Origin of the sequence: Janthinobacterium rivuli, from assembly GCF_029690045.1 — a bacterium.
Taxonomy (GTDB): Bacteria; Pseudomonadota; Gammaproteobacteria; order Burkholderiales; family Burkholderiaceae_D; genus Janthinobacterium; species Janthinobacterium rivuli.
Window position 1 is genome coordinate 1,272,375 of record NZ_CP121464.1, and the last position, 26,944, is coordinate 1,299,318.

At 62.8% G+C, this 26,944-nt stretch carries 25 protein-coding genes; 10 read left to right on the forward strand and 15 right to left on the reverse strand.

The window, feature by feature from the left end; all coding sequences use genetic code 11:
• Positions 1 to 14: 14 nt before the first annotated feature.
• On the reverse strand, positions 15 to 2,144 hold the full coding sequence (locus P9875_RS05805) for a NosR/NirI family protein (RefSeq protein WP_278318794.1): 2,130 nt from the start codon (positions 2,142 to 2,144) through the stop codon (positions 15 to 17).
• Positions 2,145 to 2,245: 101 nt separating this feature from the next.
• Positions 2,246 to 4,159: a TAT-dependent nitrous-oxide reductase gene (gene nosZ / locus P9875_RS05810; protein ID WP_051959385.1), complete on the reverse strand. Its 1,914-nt coding sequence runs from the start codon at positions 4,157 to 4,159 to the stop codon at positions 2,246 to 2,248.
• Between the two features lie 303 nt (positions 4,160 to 4,462).
• On the opposite strand from nosZ, the gene P9875_RS05815 reads away from it, so the two are divergent.
• Together P9875_RS05815 and lpxC are read left to right on the forward strand one after the other, a co-directional pair.
• A complete protein-coding gene (locus tag P9875_RS05815) occupies positions 4,463 to 5,305 on the forward strand; it encodes a DMT family transporter (RefSeq protein WP_099403246.1) in 843 nt (280 codons plus the stop codon).
• A gap of 50 nt (positions 5,306 to 5,355) precedes the next feature.
• A complete protein-coding gene (gene lpxC / locus P9875_RS05820) occupies positions 5,356 to 6,291 on the forward strand; it encodes a UDP-3-O-acyl-N-acetylglucosamine deacetylase (RefSeq protein WP_099403245.1) in 936 nt (311 codons plus the stop codon).
• Positions 6,292 to 6,361: 70 nt separating this feature from the next.
• On the opposite strand, the gene P9875_RS05825 is transcribed toward lpxC, so the two are convergent.
• Positions 6,362 to 6,871 (reverse strand): DciA family protein, encoded by a 510-nt coding sequence (locus P9875_RS05825; RefSeq protein ID WP_034748833.1) that lies wholly within the window; start codon positions 6,869 to 6,871, stop codon positions 6,362 to 6,364.
• Positions 6,872 to 7,150: 279 nt separating this feature from the next.
• Between P9875_RS05825 and secA the strand changes: the two genes are divergently transcribed.
• The 6 genes from secA (at position 7,151) to P9875_RS05855 (ending at position 13,371) form a co-directional block, all read left to right on the forward strand.
• Complete coding sequence (gene secA, locus P9875_RS05830; RefSeq protein WP_035824866.1) at positions 7,151 to 9,919, forward strand: preprotein translocase subunit SecA; 2,769 nt, start codon at positions 7,151 to 7,153, stop codon at positions 9,917 to 9,919.
• A gap of 155 nt (positions 9,920 to 10,074) precedes the next feature.
• On the forward strand, positions 10,075 to 11,313 hold the full coding sequence (argJ, locus tag P9875_RS05835) for a bifunctional glutamate N-acetyltransferase/amino-acid acetyltransferase ArgJ (protein ID WP_278317810.1): 1,239 nt from the start codon (positions 10,075 to 10,077) through the stop codon (positions 11,311 to 11,313).
• Positions 11,310 to 12,191: an ATP-binding protein gene (locus P9875_RS05840; RefSeq protein WP_278317811.1), complete on the forward strand. Its 882-nt coding sequence runs from the start codon at positions 11,310 to 11,312 to the stop codon at positions 12,189 to 12,191. Before argJ ends, P9875_RS05840 begins: the two co-directional genes overlap by 4 nt.
• Positions 12,188 to 12,610, forward strand: a complete 423-nt coding sequence (locus tag P9875_RS05845) for an NUDIX domain-containing protein (protein ID WP_278317812.1) — start codon at positions 12,188 to 12,190, stop codon at positions 12,608 to 12,610. Before P9875_RS05840 ends, P9875_RS05845 begins: the two co-directional genes overlap by 4 nt.
• 122 nt (positions 12,611 to 12,732) lie before the next feature.
• Positions 12,733 to 12,942, forward strand: coding sequence for a FitA-like ribbon-helix-helix domain-containing protein (locus P9875_RS05850; protein ID WP_278317813.1), 210 nt, complete (start codon positions 12,733 to 12,735; stop codon positions 12,940 to 12,942).
• Positions 12,943 to 12,954: 12 nt separating this feature from the next.
• Entirely contained in the window at positions 12,955 to 13,371 is a 417-nt protein-coding gene (locus tag P9875_RS05855) for a hypothetical protein (protein ID WP_278317814.1), read from the forward strand.
• Between the two features lie 23 nt (positions 13,372 to 13,394).
• Here P9875_RS05855 and yacG read toward each other — a convergent pair whose 3' ends face one another.
• The 6 genes from yacG to P9875_RS05885 form a co-directional block, all read right to left on the reverse strand.
• Positions 13,395 to 13,586, reverse strand: coding sequence for a DNA gyrase inhibitor YacG (gene yacG / locus P9875_RS05860; RefSeq protein ID WP_034748814.1), 192 nt, complete (start codon positions 13,584 to 13,586; stop codon positions 13,395 to 13,397).
• An 18-nt stretch (positions 13,587 to 13,604) separates the two neighbouring features.
• Positions 13,605 to 14,360, reverse strand: coding sequence for a cell division protein ZapD (gene zapD, locus P9875_RS05865; protein ID WP_035824877.1), 756 nt, complete (start codon positions 14,358 to 14,360; stop codon positions 13,605 to 13,607).
• A 62-nt stretch (positions 14,361 to 14,422) separates the two neighbouring features.
• Positions 14,423 to 15,070: a dephospho-CoA kinase gene (gene coaE, locus P9875_RS05870; protein ID WP_278317815.1), complete on the reverse strand. Its 648-nt coding sequence runs from the start codon at positions 15,068 to 15,070 to the stop codon at positions 14,423 to 14,425.
• A gap of 22 nt (positions 15,071 to 15,092) precedes the next feature.
• On the reverse strand, positions 15,093 to 15,962 hold the full coding sequence (locus tag P9875_RS05875) for a prepilin peptidase (protein ID WP_278317816.1): 870 nt from the start codon (positions 15,960 to 15,962) through the stop codon (positions 15,093 to 15,095).
• Positions 15,963 to 16,068: 106 nt separating this feature from the next.
• Complete coding sequence (locus tag P9875_RS05880; protein ID WP_278317817.1) at positions 16,069 to 17,265, reverse strand: type II secretion system F family protein; 1,197 nt, start codon at positions 17,263 to 17,265, stop codon at positions 16,069 to 16,071.
• A 73-nt stretch (positions 17,266 to 17,338) separates the two neighbouring features.
• A complete protein-coding gene (locus P9875_RS05885) occupies positions 17,339 to 18,811 on the reverse strand; it encodes a DHA2 family efflux MFS transporter permease subunit (protein WP_278317818.1) in 1,473 nt (490 codons plus the stop codon).
• Positions 18,812 to 18,979: 168 nt separating this feature from the next.
• Here P9875_RS05885 and P9875_RS05890 point away from each other — a divergent pair, with 168 nt between their 5' ends.
• The gene (locus P9875_RS05890) at positions 18,980 to 19,951 is read left to right on the forward strand and encodes a helix-turn-helix domain-containing protein (protein ID WP_161784208.1); all 972 of its coding nucleotides are present in this window, start codon (positions 18,980 to 18,982) and stop codon (positions 19,949 to 19,951) included.
• Between the two features lie 116 nt (positions 19,952 to 20,067).
• Positions 20,068 to 21,222 (forward strand): hypothetical protein, encoded by a 1,155-nt coding sequence (locus tag P9875_RS05895; RefSeq protein ID WP_051959387.1) that lies wholly within the window; start codon positions 20,068 to 20,070, stop codon positions 21,220 to 21,222.
• A 66-nt stretch (positions 21,223 to 21,288) separates the two neighbouring features.
• On the opposite strand, the gene P9875_RS05900 is transcribed toward P9875_RS05895, so the two are convergent.
• Genes P9875_RS05900 through cobU form a run of 6 tightly spaced genes read right to left on the reverse strand, consistent with a single transcriptional unit; the run spans position 21,289 to position 26,937 of the window.
• A complete protein-coding gene (locus P9875_RS05900; protein ID WP_278317819.1) occupies positions 21,289 to 22,743 on the reverse strand; it encodes a cobyric acid synthase in 1,455 nt (484 codons plus the stop codon).
• Positions 22,740 to 23,549: an ABC transporter substrate-binding protein gene (locus P9875_RS05905; protein ID WP_278317820.1), complete on the reverse strand. Its 810-nt coding sequence runs from the start codon at positions 23,547 to 23,549 to the stop codon at positions 22,740 to 22,742. Before P9875_RS05905 ends, P9875_RS05900 begins: the two co-directional genes overlap by 4 nt.
• On the reverse strand, positions 23,546 to 24,448 hold the full coding sequence (locus P9875_RS05910) for a cobalamin-binding protein (protein ID WP_278317821.1): 903 nt from the start codon (positions 24,446 to 24,448) through the stop codon (positions 23,546 to 23,548). The genes P9875_RS05905 and P9875_RS05910 overlap by 4 nt, the downstream gene beginning before the upstream one ends.
• Positions 24,445 to 25,431, reverse strand: coding sequence for a threonine-phosphate decarboxylase CobD (cobD, locus tag P9875_RS05915; protein WP_278317822.1), 987 nt, complete (start codon positions 25,429 to 25,431; stop codon positions 24,445 to 24,447). Before cobD ends, P9875_RS05910 begins: the two co-directional genes overlap by 4 nt.
• A complete protein-coding gene (gene cbiB / locus P9875_RS05920) occupies positions 25,424 to 26,377 on the reverse strand; it encodes an adenosylcobinamide-phosphate synthase CbiB (protein WP_278317823.1) in 954 nt (317 codons plus the stop codon). Before cbiB ends, cobD begins: the two co-directional genes overlap by 8 nt.
• Positions 26,371 to 26,937 (reverse strand): bifunctional adenosylcobinamide kinase/adenosylcobinamide-phosphate guanylyltransferase, encoded by a 567-nt coding sequence (cobU, locus tag P9875_RS05925; RefSeq protein WP_278317824.1) that lies wholly within the window; start codon positions 26,935 to 26,937, stop codon positions 26,371 to 26,373. Before cobU ends, cbiB begins: the two co-directional genes overlap by 7 nt.
• Between the last annotated feature and the right edge of the window lie 7 nt (positions 26,938 to 26,944).

Here is a 26,944-nt window from a genome sequence, read left to right on the forward strand (position 1 = left end):
GGAAGGCGCCAGCCTCATGCGTCTTCCTTGCCTTGCGACGGCAGCGTTGAGCGCAAGCTGTCGAGCGTAAGGAAGTAGCCGTCGGCGCCGATACGCGTCAGCGCTTCGCCCTTGGCAGCGCGCCGCTTGCGCTCTTTCACCAGCGGTGGACAGGCGTGATCGTCGTAGTACATCACCATGCAGTCCAGGCACAGCATGCATTCCATCTGATCGATTTTGCCTTGGCTGTCGATGGCGTGCGAGCCGCAACCGGCGGCGCAGGCGTGGCAGCTGGTGCATTCTGCCTTGCGCTTCAGACCGAACAGACGGAACTTGCCGGGCAGCGCCAGGCCCGCGCCCATCGGGCACAGGTATTTGCAGTAGGGGCGCTCGCTGAACAGCGACAGGCCCAGAATGGCGCCGATGAAGAGCCAGAATGGCCAGCTGCGGTTCCATACGCCGACCAGAAACGTGGTCTTGAAGGGTTCGATTTCGGCCAGATGTTCGGCCGTCTCCATTGAGAACAGGGATACGCCGATCAGGCCGAAGAAGATGGCGTACTTCAGCCAGCGCAGCTTGTCGTGCAGTGGTTTTGGCAGCAGTTTCTGCCAGCGTTTCAGGCCGATGGCGGAACCGAGTTTCAGCATCAGGTGCTGCAGCGAGCCGAATGGACATAACCAGCCGCAGAACAGACCGCGTCCCCAGATCAGCACCGTGATGATGATGAACCACCAGAACAGGAAGATGAAGGGATCGGACAGGAACAGCTCCCAGCGCCATTGATGGATCAGCGAATGGAGCCAGGTCATGATCTGCGTGATGCTGGGCTGCGCCTTCAGGTAGAAACCGATGAAGCCGGCGCTGATGATCCACAGCACCAGCCGCGGCCAGCTGATCAAAGGCTTGTGCTTGCGCGTCGATGCACGCACCAGCCGGTCGCGTCGTGCGTACCAGATGGCGGTAAACAACAGGGTGGCGACGAAGAAGCCGATTTGCGCAATCCGGTCCAGCCAGATGTTTTGCCACGCCGGGCGCGCCGTCACCACTTTCGGATGGCCGCCTTCCAGATAGCGGGCCGGCAGCCAGTATGTCTGGTCGTAGTGGGTGAAGGTCTTGGCGCCCTTGGCGTCCAACTGATTGATCAGCAGCGTCAGCGTCCAGGGCCACGCCGGATTGAAGTGTTTCGAGCGGACGATGAAGATGCCCGATTCGCGGTATTGGGGCACATCGCCGGGCTGCAGGTGATACAGATTGAGATAGTCGGTATCGCGGAAGGTGTAGGTTTCAGGATCTTGCCGCACCTGGATGCGGTCGTAGATGCCGCCGCGCACAAAGCCCGAGCCCTTGAACGAGGTCTGGCCGCTGGCGATGACGAAGATCGCATGCTCGTCCGGCTTGAGGTCGCGCATCAGGCGCTGGTAGTTGTCCTCGCCCAGCAGGCTGTTGCCCAGCGTCGGCGTGTTGAGGTAGCCGAAGTAGAGATCGATGTAGTCGCCGCGTGCGCTGTCGGCGCCGACTTCGCGCGCGGTGATCGTCAGGCGGCCGACCGAGCCCTCGTCGGCCAGCTTGCCCCAGTTGAGGCGCTCGTCGAGCGGCGTGAAGCGGGCTGGCGGCCGCGCCGCCGCAGTGAAGATGCCGACCTGGCGGCCGATCTCATAGGCGCTGCGGGAAATTACCTGGTTCTCGGCGATGGCTGTCACGGTGGCGCCGCTGATCGCGTCCAATCCCACGCTGCCATCGCCGCCACGGCCAATTTCCAGCCTGGCGTCACCGCGCAGGCCGACATATTGTCCGATGAACTTGAGCAGCGCCGATTCCGGTATGCCGGCCAGCAGGATCGGTTCGGAATGCTTGATCACGCGCACGCCGGTAATGATGCCTGCGGTGTCCATGCCGATCAGTGTAATGACCGGCTTGCCGGAATAGGCGGGAATATCCACCACGTCGGTTGACAGGAAAACGTAGCCAACGAGCTTGCCGCCGGCGTCCAGCGCTTGCACATAGCGTGGAGAACCCATGCGCTGCGAGAAGCGCTGTGCTTGCGGCATCACGTCGCGGCAGGCGGCATGCGCGCACAGGTCGGCGCCGTGCAACAGTTCGGAGGAAAGTTCAGCGTCGTAGATGTTGGCGGCGGCGATGGGCGGCGCCAGCATAGCCAGTAACATCAAGCACGACGCCAGAGAATTGAACAAGGTTTTTAAAGTAGTCGTCATGAGAATATGCCATGCCGGCTGACGCATCAGCCGGCATGGACTTGCGGGACAACTCAGGCTTCAACCAGGAAACGGCTACGCATTTCCAGATGCAGGGCGTGGCAGAAGTGCGTGCAATACAACCAGAACGCACCGGCGTGATCGGCCTTGAAAGTGACCGACTTGGTTTCCTGCGGATTGACGATAAAGTTGATGTTGTAGGTCGGGATGGCGCAACCGTGGGTCAAATCTTCGACCTTGTCGTAGTTGGTCAGGGTGAGCGTGACTTCATCGCCTTTTTTGACCTTGATGACCGGCATGCTGAACGCCGGCGCTTGCGACATCAGACGCACATGCACCTTGTTGCCCTTGCGCTCGATGCCGGCGTTTTCCGGCGTGACGGCATTCGGGAAGTCGGTCATGGTGTGGATCTGGCGCGTCTTGACCACGTCGCGGCGCACGATAATGCCATCGTGCGGTTCCGGGTAGGCAGTGTGATCGGCTATCAGCTTCATGCTGGCGCCGCTGATGTCCACCAACTGTTCGGTTTCAGGATGCAGCGGGCCGACTGGCAGGAAGCGGTCCTTGGAGAACTTGTTGCCGGAGTTGAGGTATTTGCCGTCAGCTTCCCTGGTCTCACCCATCGATGAGTAGTTATGGCCCGGCTGGTAGTGCACGTCCAGCTTCTCGATGATGACCTTGGCGTTTTTGTCGCCCTTGAACTGGGCAATGGCTGCATCCACATTCCATTTGACGGCTTGGCTGTCGAGGAACAGCGAGGTATAGGCGTTGCCCCTGCCGTCGAAGGCGGTGTGCAGTGGGCCGAGGCCGATTTCCGGTTCGGCCACCACGGTGTCGCGCGGATCCTTGACGTTACCGTCGAACCACTGCAGCACCTTGCTCAATTCAATCACGGTGGCGGTCGGCGACAGCTTGCCGGAGCAGACGAAGTATTTTCCGTCCGGGCTGGCGTTGACGCCATGCGGGTTCTTGCTGACCGGGACGTACAGCGAGATCGCGCTTTTCGGATCGGCGTTGGCAGCCTTGCGGCCATCGACCACGGGGACCTTGGAACTGCCGATGGTGGTGAACTTGCCTGCCTTGACCAGGGCCTCGACGCGTTCGATATGCAGGAACACGCAGGCATCGCGCTCGGCCGCCATCATGCCGTTCAGGTCGGCGGCGTTTTCCACGTTGTACTGGTTGCAGGCGGCCAGCTTGCCGTCGTACGAGGTGGCGCACAGATCCATATTGCCGTCAACGCGCACCTGCCACATCACTTCCATGGTCTCTGCGCTGACGCAGCTGAACAACGCACCCCACTTGTCCGGATTGTCCAGGTCGCGGCCGTCGTTCGGCAGCGGGATATGGAATTCGGCGCCGCAGAACACGCGGGTGGTGTAGTCAATCTTCTGGTCGACCGGATCACGCTTGTCAGGGAACAGGCCGTGGAAGCCGGCCACATTCGGCAGTTCGGTGATCTTGTCGCATTCCATGGTGTCCATGCGGATGCGCGCCACGCGTGAATGCAGCTTGTCGTTGATGAACAGCCAGCGGCCGTCATACGTGCCGTTCTTGTAGCTGCCGTGGACGTGGTGGGTGTCGCCGGTGATGTATTTCAGCGTACCGTCGGGCTTGGTGCCGATGATGGCTTTCGATTCATTGGTAATACCCCAGCCGACCATGCAATCGACGTTGAACACCGGGATGCGCTTGAGCGTGCGCCCGGAAGGCAGGCCGAGCACCCGCGCTTCGCCCGAATGGCCGGAACTGATGAAAGCATAGTAGTCGTCCAGCTGGCCCGGCGCGATCTCGGTGCCGTGGTGTGCGGCCGGTGCGGCAGCGCTCTTGCCGCCGGCGGCAGCTTCCTCCTTGCAGCCGGCCAGGCCCAGCGTGACGCCTGCCAGGCCCAGTGCGGCGCTCTTGCCGAGAAAGCCGCGGCGGCTCGACGGCGTGTCGTTGGTGGTATCCATCTTCTTGCTGTCCATCTCTCGTTCTCCATCGTTGCAAAATTATAAACAGACATTTTACATACATCTTTTAAAAAAACGATGATGTGGATCAAGCATTTCAGGCACCGCCGCCGCGATTGCGGCGGTACTTGATCCAGGCACTGTTTTCGTCGTCGCCCCTGATGAGCTGGCCGGCTTGCTATAATCAATCCCGGCAGCGCCTCCGCTGTGCTGGCTCCGGACGTCGCCATAATGACGTTCCCAGTGGTCCGCCCCGGGCCTGTCGTCAAGGAGCTTTCCCTGTCTTCTCGTCAAGAAAATCTGCACAGCATCTATGCGATGCTGATTGCGGTCGCCATGTTCTCGTGCATGGATACCGCCATGAAGCTGCTGTCTGCCCATTATCCCGCCACGCAGGTCACGGCGATGCGCTCGCTCAGTTCGTTGCCACTGCTGTGCGGCTACATGCTGTACCGCGGTGCGTTCAAGGGCATCTTCCGCATACGCTGGCCTATGCACCTGTTGCGCGCCGCACTCGGCATCGCCATGCTGACCACCTTTGCCTTCGGGCTGAAGTCGCTGTCGCTGGCCGAGGCATATTCGATCTTCTTCATCGCGCCGGCTTTGATCACGGCGCTGTCGGTGTGGGTGCTGAAGGAGCACGTGGGCCGCGGGCAGTGGGTGGCGATTGGCGTCGGCCTGCTGGGCGTGCTGGTGGTGCTGCGCCCCGAAGGCACCGGCTTCCTGTCGCTGGGCGGGCTGGCGATTCTGGTGGCAGCTGCCTGCTACGCCGTGTCGGCCATCAGCGCGCGCGTGCTGGCGCGCACCGACAGCACCGAGGCGATGATGTTCTGGCTGCTGACGCTGATGTCGGTTGGCGCAGTAACGCTGGCGTGGCATATCTGGGTGCCTGTGCGTGCCGAACATGGCTCGATCTTGATGGTGCTGGCGCTGTCAGGCTTCTTCGGGCAGTTGGCGATTACCAAGGCCTTCAGCACCGGCAAGGCGTCAATCGTGGCGCCGTTCGAGTACACGGCGCTGGCCTGGGGCGTGGCGATAGACTGGCTGCTGTGGCAGGCGCTGCCGGATCGCTATACCTTGCTTGGCGCGGCGATCATTATCGCCAGCGGCATCTACCTGGTGCGGCGCGAGGCCGTGCATGTGGAAAGTGAGCATCCCTAGCATTTCTTTGCCGGTCAGCATTCCACGCCGCAACTGGATATAATCGTGCCATGTTAAAACAACGCACCATCAAACAACAGGTCCGCACCATCGGTGTCGGTTTGCACTCCGGCACCAAGGTCGAGCTGATCCTGCGTCCTGCCGCGATCGACACGGGCATCGTGTTTCGCCGCATCGACCTCGATCCCATCGTCGAGTTTCCCGCCAGCGCGATGGCCGTGGGCGATACGCGCATGGCTTCCGTGCTGATCAAGGATGGCGCCAGGGTGTCTACCGTGGAACATCTGATGTCGGCCGCGGCGGGCCTGGGCGTCGACAATATGGTTATCGACGTGAATGCGGAAGAAATTCCCATCATGGACGGTTCCGCCTCGTCCTTCGTCTACCTGCTGCAGCAGGCTGGCGTGGAAGAGCAGTCGGCGCCGAAGAAATTCATCAAGGTCATCAAGCCCGTGGAAGTGCGTCACGGCAAGGGCGACGCGGAGAAATGGGCGCGTTTGTCGCCGTACGACGGCTTCAAGCTCGATTTTTTTATTGAATTCAACCATCCGGCCGTCGATGGCACGATGCAGCGCGCCTCGGTCGATTTTGGCGACGTGTCTTACGTGCACGACGTGGCGCGCGCACGCACCTTTGGTTTCATGCAGGACGTGGAAAGCTTGCGCGGCATGGGCCTGGCCCGTGGCGGTTCGCTGGAAAACGCCATCGTCATGGACGAGTACCGCATCCTCAACGCCGACGGCTTGCGCTATGAAGACGAGTTCGTGCGCCACAAGATCCTCGACGCCATCGGCGACCTGTACCTGGTGGGCCACCCCTTGCTCGCGTACTACACGGCGCACAAGTCGGGCCACGCGCTGAACAACCAGCTGCTGCTGGCGCTGCTGGAGCAGCCCGATGCGTATGAAATCGTGTCGTTCGCCACGAACGAGGCGGCGCCGCAATCGTATTTGCGCCAGATGGAGCGCGAGTGGTCGCTGACGTAAGTCGGATGAGCGGGGCGACGCCCCGCGTAATCCGTCCTACCCGATATGCGTTAATTTAGCGCCGTTATTCTCAGTCCTTTGGTTCGCGGTGGTGGCGGACCATATTGCGCAGCGCCGCGATCAATTGCTCGTTCTGTTTCGACGCGGGCAGGGCCGTGCTCAGCTCTTCCAGGGCCGACATGGCTTTTTCCGGCAAGACCAGCGCCCGCGTATGCACGATGGGTGCGATGCTCTTGATGACTTGCACTTTCAGCTTGATGCCTGAAATCTGCCAGCCCTTTCTTTCCAGTTCCCCTTGCAGTTTCGGCAATTGCTGCTTGAGCTTGGCCGCGAGCGCCGCGTTCGGCGTGGCCAGCACCAGTTGGCCGCCCTCGAATTGCAGGATGTCGCAATGCTCGAACATGGCCGGCAAGGCCTTGGCGCAATCTTTTTGCAGGGCGGCCAGGCGCGTGACGGTGGGCATCAATGAGGCCATCGTGGCGTTGCCGCGCAGAAAATCGGTTGCGCCCGTGACGGCCGGGCCTGAACGGGCAAAGCCGTAGCCGCGGCGCGGCGCCGGAGAATAAGTGGGAGTTCGCATGGCCGAAACATAGCACACTCGCCCGCGCATGACGAGTGCTGCGGCGGGTGCGGCGTGGGCGGGCGGGCCGTATTGCCTTACAGTATGGAAAATGTCCGCAATTTCTGCCATTTGTTTGTCATTAAGCTATTGTTATATGGCGCATTACCCCAACCATGTCGGGAACGCATGATAAAATCATCGTCTTTTGCCATAGTCGAACTCCGTGCGGTGACGCGATTACTCCCTCGTTGTTCCCTACCGAGCTTTTTTTAACGGCGTTTTTTCAAGAATTCAAGCATGTCATTACTGACCCAGATTTTCGGTAGCCGCAACCAGCGGCTGCTCAAGCAATACCAAAAAACGGTACGCGAGATCAATGCGCTCGAGCCGGCCATCGAAAAGCTGTCGGATGCCGAGCTGCAAGCGAAGACGCCTGCCTTCAAGGAACGCATCGCCGCTGGCGAATCGCTCGATGCCTTGTTGCCGGAAGCATTTGCCGTCTGCCGCGAGGCCAGCAAGCGCGTCCTGCGCATGCGCCATTTCGATGTGCAGATGATCGGCGGCATGGTCTTGCATTTCGGTAAGATCGCGGAGATGGGCACGGGCGAGGGCAAGACCCTGATGGCAACCTTGCCAGCCTACCTGAATGCCTTGTCGGGCAAGGGCGTGCATATCGTCACCGTCAATGATTACCTGGCGCAGCGCGATGCCGAGACCATGGGTCGCCTGTATGCATGGCTGGGCCTGTCGACTGGCGTGAACATGTCGCAGATGGAGCACAGCGCCAAGCAGCAGGCGTACAACTCCGACATCACGTATGGCACCAACAATGAATTCGGTTTCGATTTCTTGCGCGACAACATGGTCTACGAAGCGCGCGAACGCGTGCAGCGCAGCCTGAACTTCGGCATCGTCGATGAAGTCGACTCGATCCTGATCGATGAGGCGCGTACGCCGTTGATCATTTCGGGCCAGGCCGAAAACCATACCGACCTGTATCACAAGATTAATGAAGTGCCTGCGCGCCTGACCTTGCAGATCGGCGAAGAAACGCCGGACGGCAAGGGCAAGGTTGACGTGCCGGGCGACTACACCAAGGATGAAAAAGCGCACCAGGTGCTGCTGACGGAAGCCGGCCATGAAAAGGCCGAAGGCATCCTGATGGAAATGGGCCTGCTGCCGGAAGGCGCGTCGCTGTACGATTCGGCCAACATCACGCTCGTGCATCACCTGTATGCGGCCCTGCGCGCGCATGCGCTGTACTTCAAGGATCAGCACTATGTGGTGCAGAACAATGAAGTGGTGATCGTCGATGAATTCACGGGCCGTCTGATGACGGGCCGCCGCTGGTCCGATGGCTTGCACCAGGCCGTCGAAGCGAAAGAAGGCGTCAAGATCCAGAACGAGAACCAGACCCTGGCCTCGATCACCTTCCAGAACTACTTCCGCATGTACGCCAAGCTGGCCGGCATGACCGGTACGGCCGATACCGAAGCGTACGAATTCCAGGAAATCTACGGCCTGGAAACGGTCGTGATCCCGCAAAACCGTCCGCTGCAGCGCAAGGACCGCCAGGATCAGGTCTACAAATCGTCGGCGGAAAAATACAACGCGATGTTGAACGACATCCGCGACTGCTACGAGCGCGGCCAGCCCGTGCTGGTCGGCACGACCTCGATCGAGAACTCGGAACTGCTGTCGGGCATCCTGACCAAGGCCAATTTGCCGCACAACGTGCTGAACGCGAAGCAGCATGCGCGCGAAGCGGAAATCATCGCCCAGGCAGGCCGTCCGAAAGCCATCACCATCGCCACCAACATGGCCGGTCGCGGTACGGACATCGTGTTGGGCGGTAACGTCGAAAACCAGATCAAGTTCATCGAAGCCAATGCTGAACTGAGCGACGCCGACAAGGCAGCCCAGTCGCAGACCTTGCGCGATGAATGGCAATCGCTGCACGACCACGTGGTCAATGCGGGCGGCTTGCACATCATCGGCACGGAACGCCACGAATCGCGCCGCGTCGACAATCAGTTGCGTGGCCGTGCCGGCCGCCAGGGCGATCCGGGTTCGTCGCGCTTCTACCTGTCGCTCGACGACGCGCTGCTGCGCATCTTCGCCGGCGACCGCGTGCGCGCCGTGATGGACCGCCTGAAAATGCCGGAAGGCGAACCGATCGAGGCAGGCATCGTCTCGCGTTCGATCGAATCGGCCCAGCGCAAGGTCGAAGCGCGTAACTTCGACATCCGCAAGCAATTGCTGGAATACGATGACGTCGCCAACGACCAGCGCAAGGTCATCTACCAGCAGCGTAACGAGCTGCTGGAAACGACCGATATCTCGGACATGATCGCTTCCCTGCGCCATGGCGTGTTCACCGACCTGGTGCACGAGTACGTGCCGCATGAATCGGTGGAAGAGCAGTGGGATATCAAGGGGCTGGAAAATACCCTGGCCGGCGAATGGCAGCTCGACTTGCCGCTGCAGCAAATGCTGGAAGCCGATGCGACCCTGACGGACGAAGAGATCCTGGACAAAGTGCTGGCCGCGGCCGACGCCGTGTACCAGTCGAAGATCGACATCGTCGGCAAGGAATCGTTTGGCGGCTTCGAACGCAATGTCATGCTGCAAAGCGTGGACAGCCACTGGCGCGAACACCTGGCGGCGCTCGATCACCTGCGCCAGGGTATTCATCTGCGCGGTTATGCGCAGAAGAACCCGAAACAGGAATACAAGCGTGAAGCGTTTGAACTGTTTGGCCAGATGCTCGACATGATCAAGAACGACGTCACGAAACACGTGATGACGGTACGCATCCAGTCGCGTGAAGAAGTCGATGCGGCCGAACAGGCGATGCAGCAGTCGCACGTGGAAAACGTGCATTACCAGCACGCTGAATTCGACCCGAACGCGGCGCCGGAAGAACTGCTGGCGCCTGTGGCCGGCGGCAACATGGACAACGTCGACGACATGAGCGTGAGCATGGGTGTCAAAGTGGGCCGTAACGACCCATGCCCTTGCGGCAGCGGCAAGAAGTACAAAGCTTGTCATGGAAAATTGGCGTAAAGCCGGTTTGACAGCTTGAGCAAAAACGGAGACCGCGGTCTCCGTTTTTTTATGCCGTTTCAATTGACGCGCGCGCATCTGTCGGTACGCATGTTCACCGGCGCCGCGAAGGCGCTACAATAGCGCTTCCATTTTCCCTCGCAGAAGAACTCACCATGGCCGTCAATTCTCCCAAGCCCGTCGCCGCCGACTTGAAAGCCGTCGCCGGCATTGAAATCGGTGTTGCCGAAGCCGGCATCAAGAAACCCAACCGCAAGGATTTGCTGGTATTGAAACTGGCGCCGACGGCCACCGTGGCCGGCGTGTTCACCTTGAACCGCTTTTGCGCCGCGCCCGTGCAAATTTCGAAAGCCAACCTGGCGGCAGTGACGGCCGGCGCCGCGCCTATCCGCGCGCTGCTGGTCAATACGGGCAACGCGAATGCGGGCACGGGCGAATCGGGCCTGGCCGACGCGCAGGCCAGCTGCGCCGCGCTGGCCGAGCTGCTGGGCTGCACGCCGCAGCAAATCCTGCCGTTTTCCACGGGTGTGATCCTCGAACCTTTGCCGGTCCAGCGCCTGGTCGCCGGCTTGCCGCAAGCCGTGGCCGCGCTGACGTCGGACAACTGGTTCTCGGCCGCCGAAGCCATCATGACCACTGACACGCAGCCGAAAGCCGGCTCGCGCAGCGTCACCATCGGTGGCCACGCGGTGACCCTGACGGGCATCAGCAAGGGCGCCGGCATGATCAAGCCGAACATGGCCACCATGCTCGGTTTCCTCGCGTTTGACGCCACCGTGGCGCAACCGGTGCTGGACGAACTGGTGAAGCAGGCGGCCGACAAATCGTTCAACTGCATCACCATCGACGGCGACACCTCCACCAATGACTCGTTCATGCTGGTGGCCACGGGCGCCGGCAGCCTGGTCATCGATTCCATCGACTCGCCGCACTATGCGGCACTGGCGGCGGCCGTCACCGAACTGTCTACTTTTCTCGCACAAGCCATCGTGCGCGACGGCGAAGGCGCGACCAAATTCATGACGGTGACCGTGGAAGACGGCCGCAACGTGGAAGAGTGCCGCAAGATCGCCTATTCCATCGCCCATTCGCCACTGGTGAAGACGGCTTTCTTTGCCTCCGACCCGAACCTGGGCCGCATCCTGGCCGCCATCGGCTACGCGGGCGTGGACGACCTGGACGTGGGCCAGCTGAACCTGTACCTGGACGACGTGTGGGTGGCCAAGAACGGCGGCCGCAACCCCGACTACCAGGAGCAGGATGGCCAGCGCGTGATGCAGCAAAGCGAAATCACCATCCGCGTCAAGCTGGCGCGCGGCGATGCCACGGCCACCCTGTGGACGTGCGACCTGTCGCATGACTACGTGTCGATCAACGCCGACTACCGCTCATGACCAGTCTCGATCAATTCCTGATCCGCACCGAGCGGGTGCTGGCGCGCCTCGAGTCGATCTTGCCGCCGACCTTGCCGGCCACCGACTGGAACAGCTTTGCCTTCCGCTGGCGCCGGCGCCAGGGCGCGCTGCCTTATTTGCAGGCCGTAGCCCACGTGTCGAACATCGCCTTGGATGACTTGCACAATATCGGCATGCAAAAGGCGCAGATCGAGCAGAACACGCGCCAGTTCGTCAGTAACCGTCCGGCCAACAACGTGCTGTTGACGGGCGCGCGCGGCACGGGCAAGTCCTCCTTGATCAAGGCTTGTCTGAACCAGTTCGCCGACCAGGGCTTGCGCCTGATCGAAGTGGACAAGGCGGACCTGGCCGACTTGCCCGACATCGTCGACCTGGTGGCGGCGCGCCCCGAACGCTTCATCATCTTTTGTGACGACCTGTCGTTTGAAGAAGGCGAGAGCGGCTACAAGGCGCTGAAAGTGGCGCTCGACGGCAGCATCGCCGCGCAATCGGACAATGTGCTGATCTACGCCACCTCGAACCGCCGTCACCTGATGCCGGAACGCATGTCGGACAACAGCAGCTACAAGACGGACGACGATGGCGATCTGCATCCGGGCGAGACGGTGGAAGAGAAAATCTCGCTGTCTGAGCGCTTCGGCCTGTGGCTGTCGTTCTACCCGTTCAAGCAGGACGATTACCTTGATATCGCGGCGCACTGGCTCGCTTCGTTCGGCTGCACCCAGGAACAGATCGCGCAAGCGCGCGGCGACGCCCTGCGCTGGGCCTTGCAGCGCGGTTCGCGTTCGGGCCGTGTCGCTTGGCAATTCGCGCGCGATTATGCGGGGAAACTTCCTGCGGGAAAGATGCCGCAATGAGCGACGTGAAAATCAAACCGGTGGACGTCGCCGTCGGCATCCTGATGAAGCCGAATGGCGACGTGCTGCTGGGCCAGCGCCCGGCCGGCAAGCCGTATGACGGCTATTGGGAGTTTCCTGGTGGTAAAGTCGAACCGGGCGAAGCCATTTTTGATGCCTTGAAACGCGAGTTTGTCGAGGAGCTGGGGCTGCATATCGACAGTGCCGAAGCCTGGTGCGGCGTCGAATATGTGTATCCGCACGCCCATGTGCGCCTGCATTTCTACATCAGCCGCGAATGGCGGGGCGAGCCGCAAAGCCTGGAAGGGCAGGCGTTCGCCTGGCAGGGCACGGTCGGCGTGGAACCCCTGCTGCCGGCCACCATTCCCCTGCTGGAATGGTTGGATGAGGTACGCCGGGAATCCCTCTTGCCCGCCTGATCCCCACACTTGTGCCAGCGGGCAGCAGCATGCTGCGTGCTGGCGCAAGCTTTCCTCTTACTTTCCTTGTATCGCGCGCGCTTTGCGCTACAGTGCTTTCATCACGCACAGGGGAGTCTCGCATGCCGCTGACACTGACCTTTACCGATATCGATGAATTGCTGATCGCCGCCTTGCACAAGCGTGCCCGAGCGCATGGGCGCAGCATCGAGGACGAGCACCGCGACATCCTGCGCAGCGCCTTGCGGCCGTTGCCGAAGCGCCCGCTCGACGATATTTTGCGCAGCATGCCCGACGTGGGGCTGGATGCGGATTTCGAGCGCCGCTCCTGAATCGCCACGCTGATGCCCGGCTATCTGCTCGATGCCGATGTGATCGTTGCTGCGCGCAAGGGCGGCGCCGTGCCGGCGGGCGTGGCCGGTTTTTTTGAGCGGGTGGCGCCGGAGATGCGCTATGTGCCGGTGCAGGTGATCGCGCAATTGCGCGCAGGGATACAGTGCAGCTGGCGGCGCGAGGCGGCGCTGGAAGCACTGGCGCTGGAAGGCTGGCTGGAAGCCGTGCTGGCGGAATATGCGCCCCGTTTGCTGGAATTTGACCTCGATTGCGCGCTCGTGTGCGCGCGCCTGCATGGCCGTGGCCACGCGCACGGCGTCGATAGGCAGATCGCGGCGATGGGCATCGCCTATGGCTTGACGGTGGTTAGCGGCAGGCTCGACAGTTTCGCGGCGCAAGGGCTGCGCCTGGAAAATCCGTTTATTTGAGGCTTATGGTGGCTTATTAGAGCTTACTGCGGCTTGTTGTCTTCGTCCGCGAGGGGATCTTCAAACGGGTCGGCGGCGGGGATCGTGTATTTCTCTTCGGCCCAGGCACCCAGGTCGATCTGCTTGCAGCGTTCCGAGCAGAAGGGGCGGAATTTGTTGGCTTCAGTCCATTCGACTTTGGCGGCACAGGTAGGGCAGTTAACAACGGTCATGATGGGGCAAATAAGTAACAGTTAAAAATTACAGAGCGTGAGCTCGAACGGGACATCTTCTTCCAGCGGCTTGGGTTTCAAGTCGCCGCCCTGGGTGGTGAAGCGTACCCACAGCATGTATTTGTTGGCGGAAATTTCCGGGATGGCGCCGCTGTTTTCATCCAGACTCAGGCGCAGCATCTGGTACACCTTGCCTTGCAGCATTTGCTGGTAGCTGCCGCCATTGGCGATCAGTTTAACGGGTCCGCCGGAATCGCGCAGCAGGCGCAATACCAGGGCCAGTGCATCGAACAGCGGTGCCAGCGGGGCGAACCACGCGTGGATATCGGTCAGGCGCTGTTCCGAGCTGCGTTTTTGCCAGGCAAAATACGACGGCAAGTCGAATTCGCACGCGCCGCCCGGAATGATGGTGCGGCCGCGGATGCTCATCAGCCATTCATTGTCGCGGATATTCTGTCCCGTCTTGCCTTGCGCCGCCACGAGGGCGCCGCTGACACTGTCGAGTTCAGCGAGGATGGCATCGAGGGTTTCCGGTTCCACATTCGGATTGCTGCGGTAACCGAGCAGGCTTTGGCGCTGGCGTTCGAGTTCCTGCAGCAGGTCGGACTTCAGGTCGGCGCGGCCGGCCACTTCGAGCATATCGAAAATAGTTGCCAAGGCAACATGGTGCTGCATTGCATGCTCTTGCTGGATGAAGAACTTGAATTTGTCGTACAGGTCTTCCAGCCGCAACAAGGTACGTATGCGTTCGTTGAAAGGGTATTCGTAGACAATCAAAATAATTCCCTTAAGTAAGGACCTGCAAACAATCCCGTGATTTTGAACCAAGCGTCGACAAATTACAAACGTTGCGGGGCCATTCCGGCCATTCTTTTTGAAAATGCCAGATATAAATCGTGCAACTGGGCAATCTGCGGTTCCAGGGACGCCAAATCGCCATTGTTGTCGATCACATCGTCCGCCGCCGCCAGGCGCATGGCGCGCGTTGCCTGCGTGGCCATGATGGCTTTGACTTGTTCTTCCGATAAGCCATTGCGCGCCATCACGCGCGACACTTGCAGGCTTTCCAGGCAATCGATGACCAGCACCCGGTTGACCCGCTCCACCCAGCCGCCCGACTCGACCAGCAGGGGCACGGCAAAGATCACGTAGCTGCCCGTTGCTGCTTCGGCCGCCGCCAGGGTGGCCTGGCGGATGCGCGGGTGCAGGATGGCTTCCAGTTTCGCCTTGGCGGCGGCGTCGGCAAACACGAGGTTGCGCATTTTGGTACGGTCGAGGGCGCCGCGCGCGTCCGCATAGTCGGCGCCGAACTCCGCCACCAGGGCCGGCATGGCCGCACCGTTTGGCGCCGTCAGGCTGTGCGCGATCAGGTCGGTGTCGACGATGGAAGCGCCGCGCGCGGCGAACAGGTCGGCCACCGTGCTTTTGCCGCAACCGATGCCGCCCGTGAGACCGACGCTGAAATAGGGGGCGTTTTGTATGTGCATGTATGTTTCCAAAGGAAGGCTATCAGCCGGCCAGGCCCAGCGTCAGTTGTGACAGGGGCGTGCGGTACAGCAGGGCGATGAGACCCGCGGCGGCCAGGTAGGGGCCGAACGGAATCGGCTTGTCGCGCCCGCGCTTGGCAAACACGATCAGGCCGATGCCGACCACGGCGCCCACCAGCGACGACAACAGGATGATCGTCGGCAGCATGGTCCAGCCCAGCCACGCACCTAGCGCCGCCAGCAATTTGAAGTCACCATAGCCCATTCCCTCCTTGCCTGTCGCCAGCTTGAAGGCCCAGTACACGGCCCACAAGGCCAGGTAGCCGGCGGCCGCGCCGATGACGGCGTCTTGCAGCGGCACGAAAGTACCGTTGATATTGACCAGCAGTCCCGCCCACAGCAGAGGAAAGGTGAGGTCGTCGGGCAGCATTTGCGTATCGGCATCGATGAAGGTCATGGCGATCAGCAGCCAGGCAAACACGAGCGTGGCGAGACCGGTCCAGCCGCTGCCGAAGTGCCAGATCAACAGAGCCGACAGGGCCCCCGTCAGCACTTCCACTAATGGGTAGCGCACGGAGATGGGCGACTTGCACGCGCTGCACTTGCCGCGCAGCAGCAGGTAACTGAGGACGGGAATGTTTTCCATGGCCGTGATGCGGTGGCCGCAAGCGGTACAGTTCGAGTGCGGCAGCATCAGGTTGTAGCGGTCCGTGTGCGGCAAGGGCAAGCCGCTTTCTTCCGCCACGTAATTATCGGATTCGCGCTGCATCATTTTCGGCACGCGGTGGATCACCACGTTCAGGAAACTGCCGACGATCAGGCCGAACAGGGCGGCGACGAGGGCGACGGGCAGATTGCCGGGCGCGGCGAACAGCAGGGTATCTTGCAGCATGGTGGACTAGTCTGAGGTGATGATGTTGCCGCGCAAACATTGCCTGGCACTGCCGCAGTGTAAAACATCTGCCGATGCATGGGGACGTTTTGCGCAGGGTGTATGGTCAAATCACCGCCCCCAGCTTGAAAATCGGCAAATACAGAGCGATCACGAGGGAACCGACGAGCACGCCCAGCACGACCATCAGCGCCGGCTCCAGCAGCGTGGAAAGGGTGGCCACGGTGGCGTCGATGTCGGCCTCGATGATGTCGGCCGCGCGCGACAGCATGGCGTCGAGGGCGCCCGATTCCTCGCCGATCAGGGCCAGCTGCGTCAGCAGCGGGGGAAACACGGCGCTGTGTTCCATGGCCAGGGCCAGGCTGCCGCCGGCGCGGATTTCGCGTTCGATGCGCGTCGTCGCTTCCTGGTACAGCGGGTGACCGGAGGCGGCGCCCACCAGGCCGAGCGAATCGAGCAGCGGCACGCCGGCGGCGAACATGGCCGCCAGGGTGCGCGTCCAGCGGGCGATTGCCGCCTTGCGCAAGAGTGGACCGAAGACGGGCAGGCGCAGAGCTCGCAGTTGCGTGTTGCGCCGCAGGGCGGGCCAGCGGCGCCAGGCCAGGTGCAGCAGCACGCAAGCGAACACGAGCGTCGCAAGCAAGGCCAGCCAGTAATGCACGAGGAAGGCGGACACGCCCATGACGAGCAGGGTAGGCAATGGCAACGGTGCGCCGAAACTGTCGAAAACCTGGCGGAAAGCGGGCACGACCACGCTCATGATGATGGCCGTAACAAGGATGGCGACGAGCACGATGACGAGCGGATACATCAGCGCGCCGCGCACTTGCCGCCGCAGGGTGATGGCTTTTTCCTGGTGCGTGGCCAGGCGCGCCAGCAATTCCTGCACGATGCCCGCCTGTTCGCCGGCCGCCAGCAGGTTGCAGTACAGCTCGTCAAACAGCAGCGGGAACTGGCGAAATGCCTGCTGCAGGCTGCTGCCCGCTTCGATGTCGTGGCGCAAGTCGCGCATCAGCTCCGTGACCGCGGGTTTGGCGTGGCCCTTGCCGGCGATGTCGAAGGCGTGCAGCAGCGGCACGCCGGCCGCCATCATGGTCGACAGCTGGCGCGTGAACAGGGCGATATCCTTGCGCGTGATGGTTTTGCCGGGCGCGCTGCGCGCAGCCTGCACCCGCTTCGCGAGGATGCCCTGGCGTCGTAGCGCGGCCTTGGCAGCGCTGGCGTCGGCCGCGCGCAAGACGCCATCGACCGCCTTGCCATGGCGGTCCGTGCCCTTCCACGCAAAGCGCCGTTCGGCCGCCATGTGCACCTCCTGCCGTCACGGTAGCAGCGGCAGGCCAAAGCGCCAGCGGTGCTGGCGGCAAGCTTGATGTGGCTCAGCCTTTCGTGGTTTGCACTTCCGTCTGGACAACGGCCTGGGCCTTCACGTCGGCCGCATCTTCCTCGTCGCTGTCCGTGCCCTTGCTGATGCTTTCGCCATCGTCGCGGCGCAAGGTCCAGAAGGTCAGCGAAGACAGCACCGTCAAGGCTGCCAGGGTGAGGAAGGCGTGGTGCAGGGCCGTGCTGAGCATGGCGCGGTCCGACTGCGGCATGTCGCCCAGGTACCAGCCCGTGATCAGCGAACCGAAGGCGAGGCCAAAGCTCATCGACAATTGCTGCATCGAACTGGCGATGGTGCTGGCCATGCTCGAATCGCTCTTGTCGACGTCGGCATACGCGATGGTGTTCATGCTGGAAAACTGCAGCGAATTGAAAAAGCCCATGCACAGGCTGATGGCGACGATCACGTACAGAGGCGTGCCCACGCCCACCTGCGAAAACATGGCGATGGTGACGCCGATCAGTACGGTGTTGACGATCAGCACCTGGCGGTAGCCGAAGCGGGCCAGCACGCGCGCGGAAATGAATTTCATGCCCATGGCGGCCGCGGCCGACGGCATCATCAGCAAGCCCGACTGCCAGGCGGGCAAGCCCAGGCCCAGTTGGTACAGCAACGGCAACAGGAAGGGCAGGCCGCCCACGCCCAGACGCGTGACGAAGCCGCCCACCACGGAGACGCGGAAGGTGCGGATCTTGAACAGGGTCAGGCGCAGCAGCGGATGCAGCACTTCGCTCGAATGCCAGGCATACGCGGCCAGCAGGCTGATGGAAATGAACAGCAGCACGGCAAACGAGGTGCCGTCGATGCGGTGCTCGCCAAAGATTTCCAGCAGCCACGACAGCAGCGCGATGCCCGTGCCGAACAGCACCAGGCCGATCAGATCCAGCGGACGCGGCTTGTCGCCGTAATAATCGGGCATGTAGCGGTGCGCCAGGTACAGCGCCACCAGGCCGACAGGCACGTTGACGAAGAAAATCTCGCGCCACGACAGCCAGTGCACGATCAGCCCGCCCACCGTCGGTCCCAGCAGGGGACCGATCAGGGCGGGGATGATGACGAAATTCATGGCCGCCAGCAGTTGCGACTTGGGAAAGGTGCGGATGATGGTGAGCCTGCCCACCGGCATCATCATGGCCGCGCCCACCCCTTGCAGCAGGCGCGCGGCCACCAGCATGGGCGCATTCACGGACAGGCCGCACAGGATGGAGGCGAGGGTAAAGATGGCAACGGCGGCGGAAAACACGCGCCGCGTGCCGAAGCGGTCGGCCATCCAGCCGCTGATGGGAATGCACACGGCCAGGCTCAGGATGTAGCTGGTGACGACGGCCTTCAGGCTCAGCGGCGTCACGTTCAGGCTGGCAGCCATGGCGGGGATGGCGGTGTTGACGATGGTGGAGTCGAGTTGCTCCATGAACAGGGCGGTGGCGACCACCCAGGGAAGGTAGCTTTTAATCGGGGAACTGGTCATGGATGCGAGCCTGAGGAGGAAAAACGGAGCCGACAGTACGACGAATTGTCACATAAATGGCGCAGGCGTGCCGTCCGTGCCCTCTGCTTGGCTATAATTGCTATGTTGACATGCCTCTTGCCGCGCAGCACAATGCCGCCATTCCTGGATGAAAACGGACTCGGTACGATGAGAGAATTGAATCACCTGATCCTGAATCTGTATGGCAGTGCGCAGGAATGCACGACGGGCGAGTTCCAGGGACAGGCGCTCGACATGCTGAGGCAGGCGCTTTCCTTCGATTCCGCCGCCATCATCGCCGCCTCTTTTTCTCCTGACATGGCGATTTCGCTGCACAGCCTGCACATGTATCAGCAACCGATAGAGAAACTGGCGGACCGCAAGGCGCTCGTCAGCCCGGACACGATCCTGGCCGATGCCTGCCGTTCGCGCGGCCGCTGCGTGACGATGGCGTCGGCCGAGATCGATCGGCGCTACCTGGACTTGCATGCCTACTGCAGGAAATATGCGATTGCCCACAGCATGGTGCTGATTTCACCGGCCACCCACCATGCCAACCTGGACCTGATTGCCTTGTGGCGGGCAGGGCCGGAACGCGCCTATTCCGCTACTGAAATTGAACTGGGCAACCTGCTGTTGCCGCACCTGACCCAGGCGCAGGCGATCAACAGCCGTTTGTTCCTGGCAACGGATACGCAGCCGTCACCTGGCAGTGTGCGCCTGCTGGCCAGCCTGAATGGCTGCCTGCAATATATGGAGCCGATTGCCGCCGACATGCTGCAGCGGGAGTGGCCCGAATGGGACCCGCCCATGTTGCCGGCGGACTTTGTTGCACAATTGCGGCGCCCCGGCCTCGGCCGCTACACGGGCAAAACCCTGGTGGCGCAAGTGACGGAACTGGGCGGCTACCTGTATATCCAGCTGGCGCAGCGCCCGGCGGGGCGGTCGCTGACCGGCGTCGAAAGCGCTGTGGCGCGCCTGGCGGCCACCGGCCTCAGTTACAAGGATATTGCCCGGCAACAAGGGGTATCGCCGGCCACCGTCAGGAATCAGTTGCACAGCGTATATGCCAAGCTCGATGTCGGCAACAAGACGGCGCTGGCCGCGGCGCTGACTGTGCTGACCGAGATGTTGCCGTAGAAAGTCCATAGAACAATTGTCCTATAGTAATAACTTCCAGCCGGATCTAGCATGAGCGTTGTCGTTGCGAGTCCTGTGTCATTCGCAATTTGTCCCGCAATCCTGGAAGGTCACTGATGAAGAATGCAATTTCGATCGTTTTATTTGGCGCGGCCCTGTCCGCATGCGGTGGCGGCAGCGATGGCGGCACGCCGGATGCACCCGTCACGCCGCCCGTCGTGGTCACGCCTCCCGTCGTTCCCGCCGACAGCGTGACGGTGGCATCCGAAGCCGTGGCCAAGCAGGCTGGCCTGAGCGTCATCGCCGGCGCCAGTGCCGATGAAAGCGTGTATGACGTGGCCGCCGATATCGGCGACACGTGGCGCATCACGTTCGACAGCGCCAAAAAAACCTTCAACGTCAAGGTGCTGTCGACGCAGTTCGGCCTGGTCGACCGCAGCGGCACGTTCAGCGCCACCACCACCGGCAGTATCACGACCTATGCCGGCACCGACCTGAGCCTGAGTGTCGACGCGCGCACGCGCTTGCTGACAGGGACTGTGAAACTGGGCAACATGAATTCCAATGTCAGCGGCAGCGGCTATGCCGTCACGGACGTGGCCAAGCTGGCCGGCAGCTATATTTTCCTGGGCGCCATGCGCAATGCCTCGAACGGCGGCGACCGTTTCAATCCGAAAGGAAGTCTCAAGGTGGCGGCCGATGGCAGTGCGCAACTGTGCAATGGCGGCGTGTTCAATGCGCAAGGCGTGTGTTCCGCGGTATCGCCGCAGCTGGAAGCGGAAAACGCCAGCCTGACCCTGGTCAAGGATGCGAAGAATGGCTTGCTCGTCGCCCGCCAGGGTGACCAGGACTTCGGCATCGTGCACGTGCACGCGGGCGACCGTGGGCTGGCGCTGTTCATCGACCGCTACAGCCGCAACCAGCAGAACGTGCTGCGCGTGGGCACCATCGTCGCCGCCAAACAACAAAAGATCGGCACCGAAATCGCCGGCAGTTACGCTTGCGCTGCGCCTGGCATCAGCGCGAAGATCGTCGTTGCCGGCAGCACCGCCACCATCACCAACAACACCGCTGGCAAGACGCACGCCGAAACCATCACCGTCAACAAGCTGGGCCTGGGCGCGCAGGCCGTCGATTTCGATGGCGTCGCCGTGTTCAAGGATCCCGCCGACGTGCCGGCGGATTATTCGATGTTCATGCCGGTGTCGTCGAGCATGGCGGTCGAATTCTCGACCGACCGCTCGTATATGGGCACGTGCCTGAAAAATTAAGGGGTGCTGCCACGTGCCTGTGTGAGTAGGTCGGGTTAGCCGGTACGGCGTAACCCGACACCACCATCAACGTGGCAGTCGTTCCAGCGCATCCATCAACGGCATCGCCGCGTCGGCAATCCGCTCCAGGCTGGCCTCGCGCAGGGCGGCCGTGTCCACCGTGTGGCCGGAGTCCAGCCCCGCCCAGCGCAGCAGCGCCGAACACGCGGCGGGCGTATCGAACATGCCGTGCAAATGGCTGCCGAGGATTTGCCCGTCGCCCGACACGGCGCCCTCCGGCCGCCCATCGATGACAAAGGCCGGCTGCGCCAGCGCCGCGCCATGCGAGACGCCCATGTGGATTTCATAGCCTGCGACGCGCGCATCGGCCGCGCCGGCAAACGCGCAGCGGCCGCTCACCTGTTCCAGGCGTTTTTCGCTTGTCAGTTCCGTCACCATGTCCAGCAATCCCAGCGCCGTTGACTCTCCCGCTGCGCCTTCCACGCCCAGCGGATCGCGCACGCTTTGCCCCAGCATCTGGAAGCCGCCGCAGATGCCCAGCACCTTGCCGCCGTAGCGCAGGTGTTTCGCCAGATAGGCGGGCCAGCCATGCTGCCGCAGCCAGGCCAGGTCGCCGCGCGTGTTTTTACTGCCAGGCAGGATCACCAGGTCGGCCGCTGGAATCGGCTGCCCTTGCTGGATGAATTGCAGGTCGACCTCGGGGTGGGCGCGCAACGCGTCGAAGTCCGTGTGGTTGCTGATGCGCGGCAGTTGCGGCACCACCACCTTGAAGGCGCCCCGTTCGGCCTGCATCGCTTCGACGGCGTCCTCCGCGTCGAGAAACAGGCCGTGCAGATAGGGCAGCACGGCCAGCACGGGTTTGCCCGTCTGCTGTTCGAGCCACTCGATGCCGGGCGTAAGCAGCGAGATGTCGCCGCGGAAGCGGTTGATGACGAAGCCGGCGATGCGCGCCCGCTCGCTGTCGGACAGGCACGCCAGGGTGCCGATGATGTGTGCGAAGACGCCGCCACGGTCGATGTCGGCCACCAGGATCACAGGGCAGTCGACGGCTTCGGCGAAGCCCATGTTGGCGATGTCGCGCGCGCGCAGGTTCACTTCTGCCGGGCTGCCCGCGCCTTCGACGACGACGGCGTCGTACTGCTGGCGCAAGCGCGCGTATGATTCCAGTACGGCGCCCATGGCGATGGTTTTATATTGCTGGTAGTCGCGTGCATCCATCTCGGCGCGCACCTTGCCATGGATGATCACTTGCGCCCCCGTGTTCGATGACGGTTTCAAGAGCACCGGATTCATGTCCGTGTGCGGCGCGATGCCGCAGGCCAGCGCTTGCAGGGCTTGCGCGCGGCCGATCTCGCCGCCATCGCTCGTCACGGCGCTATTCAAGGCCATGTTTTGCGGCTTGAACGGCGCTACCGTTACGCCACGGCGTTTCAATAATCGGCACAGGGCTGCGACGACGGTGCTCTTGCCCGCGTCGGACGTCGTGCCTTGCACCATCAGGGCGGGAAAGGGACTCTTCATGTTTGCTGCTCTTGCCAGGCTGCGATGATGTCGCTGATCTGGCGCAGCCCTTCGGTAATCGCCGCAGGGCCGGGTGACAGGATGTCGGGCGACTTGATTTCGAAGAGCATTCCATTGCGCACGGCGGGAATTGCATCCCAGCCCGGGCGTGCCGCCAGCTGCGCCGGCTGGAACTTCTTGCCGCACCAGCTGGCGAGGATGATGTCGGGCGCGCGTGCGACCACGTCATGGGAGTCAGCGATGATGCGCTCCTTCGCGCCGGGATGTGCGGACAATTCCGGGAAGGCGTCCGTGCCGCCGGCGATCTCGATCAGTTCCGCCGCCCAGCCGATACCGCTCATCAGGGGATCGTTCCACTCTTCAAAGTACATCACGGGCTTGCGCGCCCAGGGGGCGGCGCGGGTGCGGGCGGCGGCGATGTCGGCGCGCAGGCTGGCGATCAGTACTTTGCCCGCTTCTTCGCGCTGCACCAGGGCGGCCAGCACGGCGATCATGCGCAGGATGCCCTCCACCGTGCGCTGGTTGAACTGGTGCACTTCGATGCCGGCCTTGACCAGGTCGCGGCAGATATCGGCCTGCATGTCGCAAAAACCGATCACGAGATCCGGCTTCACTGCCAGGATACGTTCCAGGTTCGTGGACGAAAAGCCGCTGATTTTAGTCTTTTCCTCGCGCGCGCGGGGAGGGCGCACGGTAAAGCCGGAGATGCCGGCGATGACGTCTTCCGCGCCCAGCGCATACAGCGTCTCCACGGCTTCCGTCGACAAACAGGCGATGCGCTGGTAGTGACTCACAGCGTGGCTCATTGCGCCGCCTTGCTGGTGCGGCGCTGGCGCGCCACCTCCAGCTGTTCGCACATGGCGGCCGTGCCATCGATCATGCGCGGGCCGGCGCGGTTGAGAAAATCGCCATTCAGACGGAACAGGTTATTCTTGCGCACGGCCGTCATCGACGGGAAGGCGCGCCACATGGCCAGGCCGCCTTCGCTGCGCGGATCGCTTTTTTCGCTGGTGCCGAAGATGACTTCCGGGTCTTCCTGCAGCACGCCTTCCGGGGTGACGACGGGCGCCACTACCTTCATCGCGGCGAACACATTCTGGCCGCCGCACAGGCGCATGGAGTCGCTGATGATGCTCGCGCCACTCAAGGTATATAGCGGTTTGTCCCACACCTGGTAAAACACGCGCACGGGCGGGCGCTGCGCGTATTGCGCCGTCAAGCTGGCCAGTTTGGCGCGCAGCTGGGCGGCTGCCGGTTTGGCGGTTTTTTCCGTGCCCATCAACTGGCCCAGGCGCTCCATGCTGTCGGGGATATCGGCCAGCTTGCGCGGTTCGCTGTGATAGATGGGCACCTTCAGCTGGCGCAGCATGGCGATCTGGCGTTCGGCGCTGCCATGCATCCACACGACGATCAGGTCCGGCTTCAGGGCGATGATGCGCTCCATGTCGTACTGGCGGTTGTCGCCCACTTGCGTGATCTTCTTTGCCGCTTCCGGATAGTCGCTGTAGCTGACGACGCCGGCGATCTTTTCGCCGCCACCGGCCGCGAACAGCAGCTCCGTCACGTGCGGCGCCAGCGCCAGGATGCGCTGCGCCGGCTTTTCCACGGTGACGGTATTGCCGTCGTCGTCGCGCACGCTGATGGCGGCGTGTGTTTGCAGCGAGACCAGTCCAGCCAGCAGCAGCGATATTTTCAGGATTTTCATGTGTGCTTCCATGTGGTGAGGGCCTGCTGCAGGCGCAGCCAGGCGTGTTCGTCGGGGGGCAGGCCCAGGCGGATGCCGTGGGCTGCGTGGCGGAACAGGCGCACCCAGATGCCTGCTTCCGCCATGTGGCGCCAGAACGTTTCGGCGCGTGCTTCCGGCCACCACTGAAACAGCGCCGTGCCGCTGCAGGCGATGCCGTGCGCGGCCAACAGCTGATGCAAGCGGGCGCCTTCGCCGCGCAGGCGTTCGCGCATCGCTTCCTGCCAGTGCGTGTCGGTGAGCGCAGCCAGCGCCACCTGCTGTGCCGGGCCGCTGACGCTCCACGGTCCCAGCATGTCGGCCAGTTGCACCAGCAGGGCGGGATGGACGGCGACAAAGCCCAGGCGCAGTCCCGCCAGACCAAAGAATTTGCCCACCGAGCGCAGCACGATCAGGCCCGGCTGGCCTGTGTGCGGCCCAAGGCTGGCTTGCGCTTCCGTGTCGCCAAACGCTTCGTCGACCACCAGCCAGCCGCCGCGCGCGGCCAGCTTGCCTGCCCATTCCAGCAGCAGTGCGGGCGCGATGCGCTCACCGGTGGGGTTGTTCGGGTTGCAGATGACCAGCACGTCGCAGTGGTCGACGGCATCGGCCAGCTGCGCATACGGCACTTGTCGCAATTCGTGACCGTGCTGGCCCCAGTGGTGCGCGTGTTCCGCGTACGACGGCGCGGCCACCACCACGCGCGACGGTGCGCGCAGCCGGGGCAGGGCCTGGATGGCGGCTTGCGTGCCGGCGACCGGCAGCATGGCCGGCGCGTCGTAGTACGCGCAGGCGGCAGCGGCCAGCGCGGGATCGGCTTCCGGCAGCCGGTGCCAGGCGTTGGCGTCGGGTGCTGGCGCTGCATACCAGTGTGGGTTGATGCCCGTCGACAGGTCGATCCAGTCGGCGATGGGCCGTCCATATTCGCGCGCGGCGTCGCGCAGGTTGCCGCCATGTTCAAGCAAGGTATTTCCCCTTCAGGTAGAACAGGCCCGCCAGCAGCGCCATCCAGATCAGCCACAACACGGCCGTCTCGGCCACCAGGCGCCAGGCGCGGTCGATGTCGCGCGCTTCGGCGGGGCGGCCGCTGCCCAAAGGTGGGCGGCGCTCCAGCTCGCCGTCGTAGATGGCGTCGCCGCCCAAAGCCAGGCCCAGAGCCCCGGCGCCGCTGGCCATCACGGGTCCGGCGTTCGGGCTGCCCCAGTTGGGCGCCTGCGTGCGCCAGCAGTGCCAGGCGCGTTTTTTGTCGGCCATATTCTTGCCCAGCATGACATAGGAGATGGCCGTCAGGCGCGCCGGCAGGTAATTCAAGACGTCGTCGATGCGCGCGGCGCAGCAGCCGAACCAGTCGTAGCGTGCGTTGCGGTAGCCCCACATGGCGTCGAGGGTATTCGCTAGCCTGAACAGGATGGCGCCTGGGCCGCCAGCCACGGCAAACCAGAACAGGGTGCCAAAGACGGCGTCGTTGCCGTTTTCCAGCAGGGATTCCGTGCTGGCCTTGGCCAGGCTGGCTGCATCGGCATTGGCCGTGTCGCGGCTGACGATGCGCGCCGTCAGCAGGCGCGCGTTGTCCAGGTCATCGATGGCCAGGGCGTCGGCAATCGGTTGATTGTGGTCGCGCAGGCTGCGCAGGCCCAGGCAAAGATAGAGCAAGAAGACGTGGAGGGCGGCGCCGGCCAGGCCGCACAGCCAGTAGGCGGCATAGCTGATGGGCAGCACGGCCAGCAACCACGCCAGCGCACCGCGCAGCAAACGCCCACGGCCCCGGTTCAGCAGGCGTTCCAGAGCGTTGGCGAAGCGGCCAAAACCCACCAGCGGATGCCAGCGGCGCGTTTCTCCCAGCAGCAGGTCGAGCAGCACGCCGGCCGTCATCAAGGCGGTCAGCATGGGCAGCGACAGCCCGCTCAGCATGGGCCACCTTTCAGGTACAGGGGCAAGCCGGCGGCGACAAACACGGCCTTGTCGCAGACGGCCGCCACGGCCTGGTTCAAGCGGCCCGCTTCATCGGTGAAGCAGCGCGAAATGGCGCCGTAGGGCACGATGCCCATGCCCACTTCATTTGATACGAGCACAATGTCGCAAGCTGTGTCTTCGATTTCCGCCAGCGCATACAGCAGGTGCGCGCGCTCGCTGTGGAACAGTTCGGGCAGCGCGATGTCGCCCACGTCCGGATACGTCTCGCCGCTGGAAAACATCAGGTTCGTCAGCCACAGGGTCAGGCAGTCGACCAGCAGCAGGCGGCCGGGCCGTGCTTCCCGCAGGAGGGCGTCGCCCAGGCGCAGCGGTTCTTCGATAGTCACCCACCCGGCCGGGCGCTGCGCGCGGTGATGCGTGATGCGCGTGGCCATCTCGCCGTCGCCCGCCTGCGCGGTGGCGAGGTAGAGTACCTCCTTGCCGGACTCGCGGGCCAGCTTTTCCGCATGGGCGCTCTTGCCGGAACGGGCGCCGCCGAAGACCAGGGTGCGCGTCATGGCGCTG

What these genes read in the sequence shown, in the direction of transcription:
- P9875_RS05805 (WP_278318794.1), bottom strand. Translation starts at nt 2,144, where the DNA reads ATGTTACTGGCTATGCTGGCGCCGCCCATCGCCGCCGCCAACATCTAC.
- nosZ (WP_051959385.1), bottom strand. Translation starts at nt 4,159, where the DNA reads ATGGACAGCAAGAAGATGGATACCACCAACGACACGCCGTCGAGCCGC.
- P9875_RS05815 (WP_099403246.1), top strand. Translation starts at nt 4,463, where the DNA reads ATGCTGATTGCGGTCGCCATGTTCTCGTGCATGGATACCGCCATGAAG.
- lpxC (WP_099403245.1), top strand. Translation starts at nt 5,356, where the DNA reads ATGTTAAAACAACGCACCATCAAACAACAGGTCCGCACCATCGGTGTC.
- P9875_RS05825 (WP_034748833.1), bottom strand. Translation starts at nt 6,871, where the DNA reads ATGCGAACTCCCACTTATTCTCCGGCGCCGCGCCGCGGCTACGGCTTT.
- secA (WP_035824866.1), top strand. Translation starts at nt 7,151, where the DNA reads ATGTCATTACTGACCCAGATTTTCGGTAGCCGCAACCAGCGGCTGCTC.
- argJ (WP_278317810.1), top strand. Translation starts at nt 10,075, where the DNA reads ATGGCCGTCAATTCTCCCAAGCCCGTCGCCGCCGACTTGAAAGCCGTC.
- P9875_RS05840 (WP_278317811.1), top strand. Translation starts at nt 11,310, where the DNA reads ATGACCAGTCTCGATCAATTCCTGATCCGCACCGAGCGGGTGCTGGCG.
- P9875_RS05845 (WP_278317812.1), top strand. Translation starts at nt 12,188, where the DNA reads ATGAGCGACGTGAAAATCAAACCGGTGGACGTCGCCGTCGGCATCCTG.
- P9875_RS05850 (WP_278317813.1), top strand. Translation starts at nt 12,733, where the DNA reads ATGCCGCTGACACTGACCTTTACCGATATCGATGAATTGCTGATCGCC.
- P9875_RS05855 (WP_278317814.1), top strand. Translation starts at nt 12,955, where the DNA reads ATGCCCGGCTATCTGCTCGATGCCGATGTGATCGTTGCTGCGCGCAAG.
- coaE (WP_278317815.1), bottom strand. Translation starts at nt 15,070, where the DNA reads ATGCACATACAAAACGCCCCCTATTTCAGCGTCGGTCTCACGGGCGGC.
- P9875_RS05875 (WP_278317816.1), bottom strand. Translation starts at nt 15,962, where the DNA reads ATGCTGCAAGATACCCTGCTGTTCGCCGCGCCCGGCAATCTGCCCGTC.
- P9875_RS05880 (WP_278317817.1), bottom strand. Translation starts at nt 17,265, where the DNA reads ATGGCGGCCGAACGGCGCTTTGCGTGGAAGGGCACGGACCGCCATGGC.
- P9875_RS05885 (WP_278317818.1), bottom strand. Translation starts at nt 18,811, where the DNA reads ATGACCAGTTCCCCGATTAAAAGCTACCTTCCCTGGGTGGTCGCCACC.
- P9875_RS05890 (WP_161784208.1), top strand. Translation starts at nt 18,980, where the DNA reads ATGAGAGAATTGAATCACCTGATCCTGAATCTGTATGGCAGTGCGCAG.
- P9875_RS05895 (WP_051959387.1), top strand. Translation starts at nt 20,068, where the DNA reads ATGAAGAATGCAATTTCGATCGTTTTATTTGGCGCGGCCCTGTCCGCA.
- P9875_RS05900 (WP_278317819.1), bottom strand. Translation starts at nt 22,743, where the DNA reads ATGAAGAGTCCCTTTCCCGCCCTGATGGTGCAAGGCACGACGTCCGAC.
- P9875_RS05905 (WP_278317820.1), bottom strand. Translation starts at nt 23,549, where the DNA reads ATGAGCCACGCTGTGAGTCACTACCAGCGCATCGCCTGTTTGTCGACG.
- P9875_RS05910 (WP_278317821.1), bottom strand. Translation starts at nt 24,448, where the DNA reads ATGAAAATCCTGAAAATATCGCTGCTGCTGGCTGGACTGGTCTCGCTG.
- cbiB (WP_278317823.1), bottom strand. Translation starts at nt 26,377, where the DNA reads ATGCTGAGCGGGCTGTCGCTGCCCATGCTGACCGCCTTGATGACGGCC.
- cobU (WP_278317824.1), bottom strand. Translation starts at nt 26,937, where the DNA reads ATGACGCGCACCCTGGTCTTCGGCGGCGCCCGTTCCGGCAAGAGCGCC.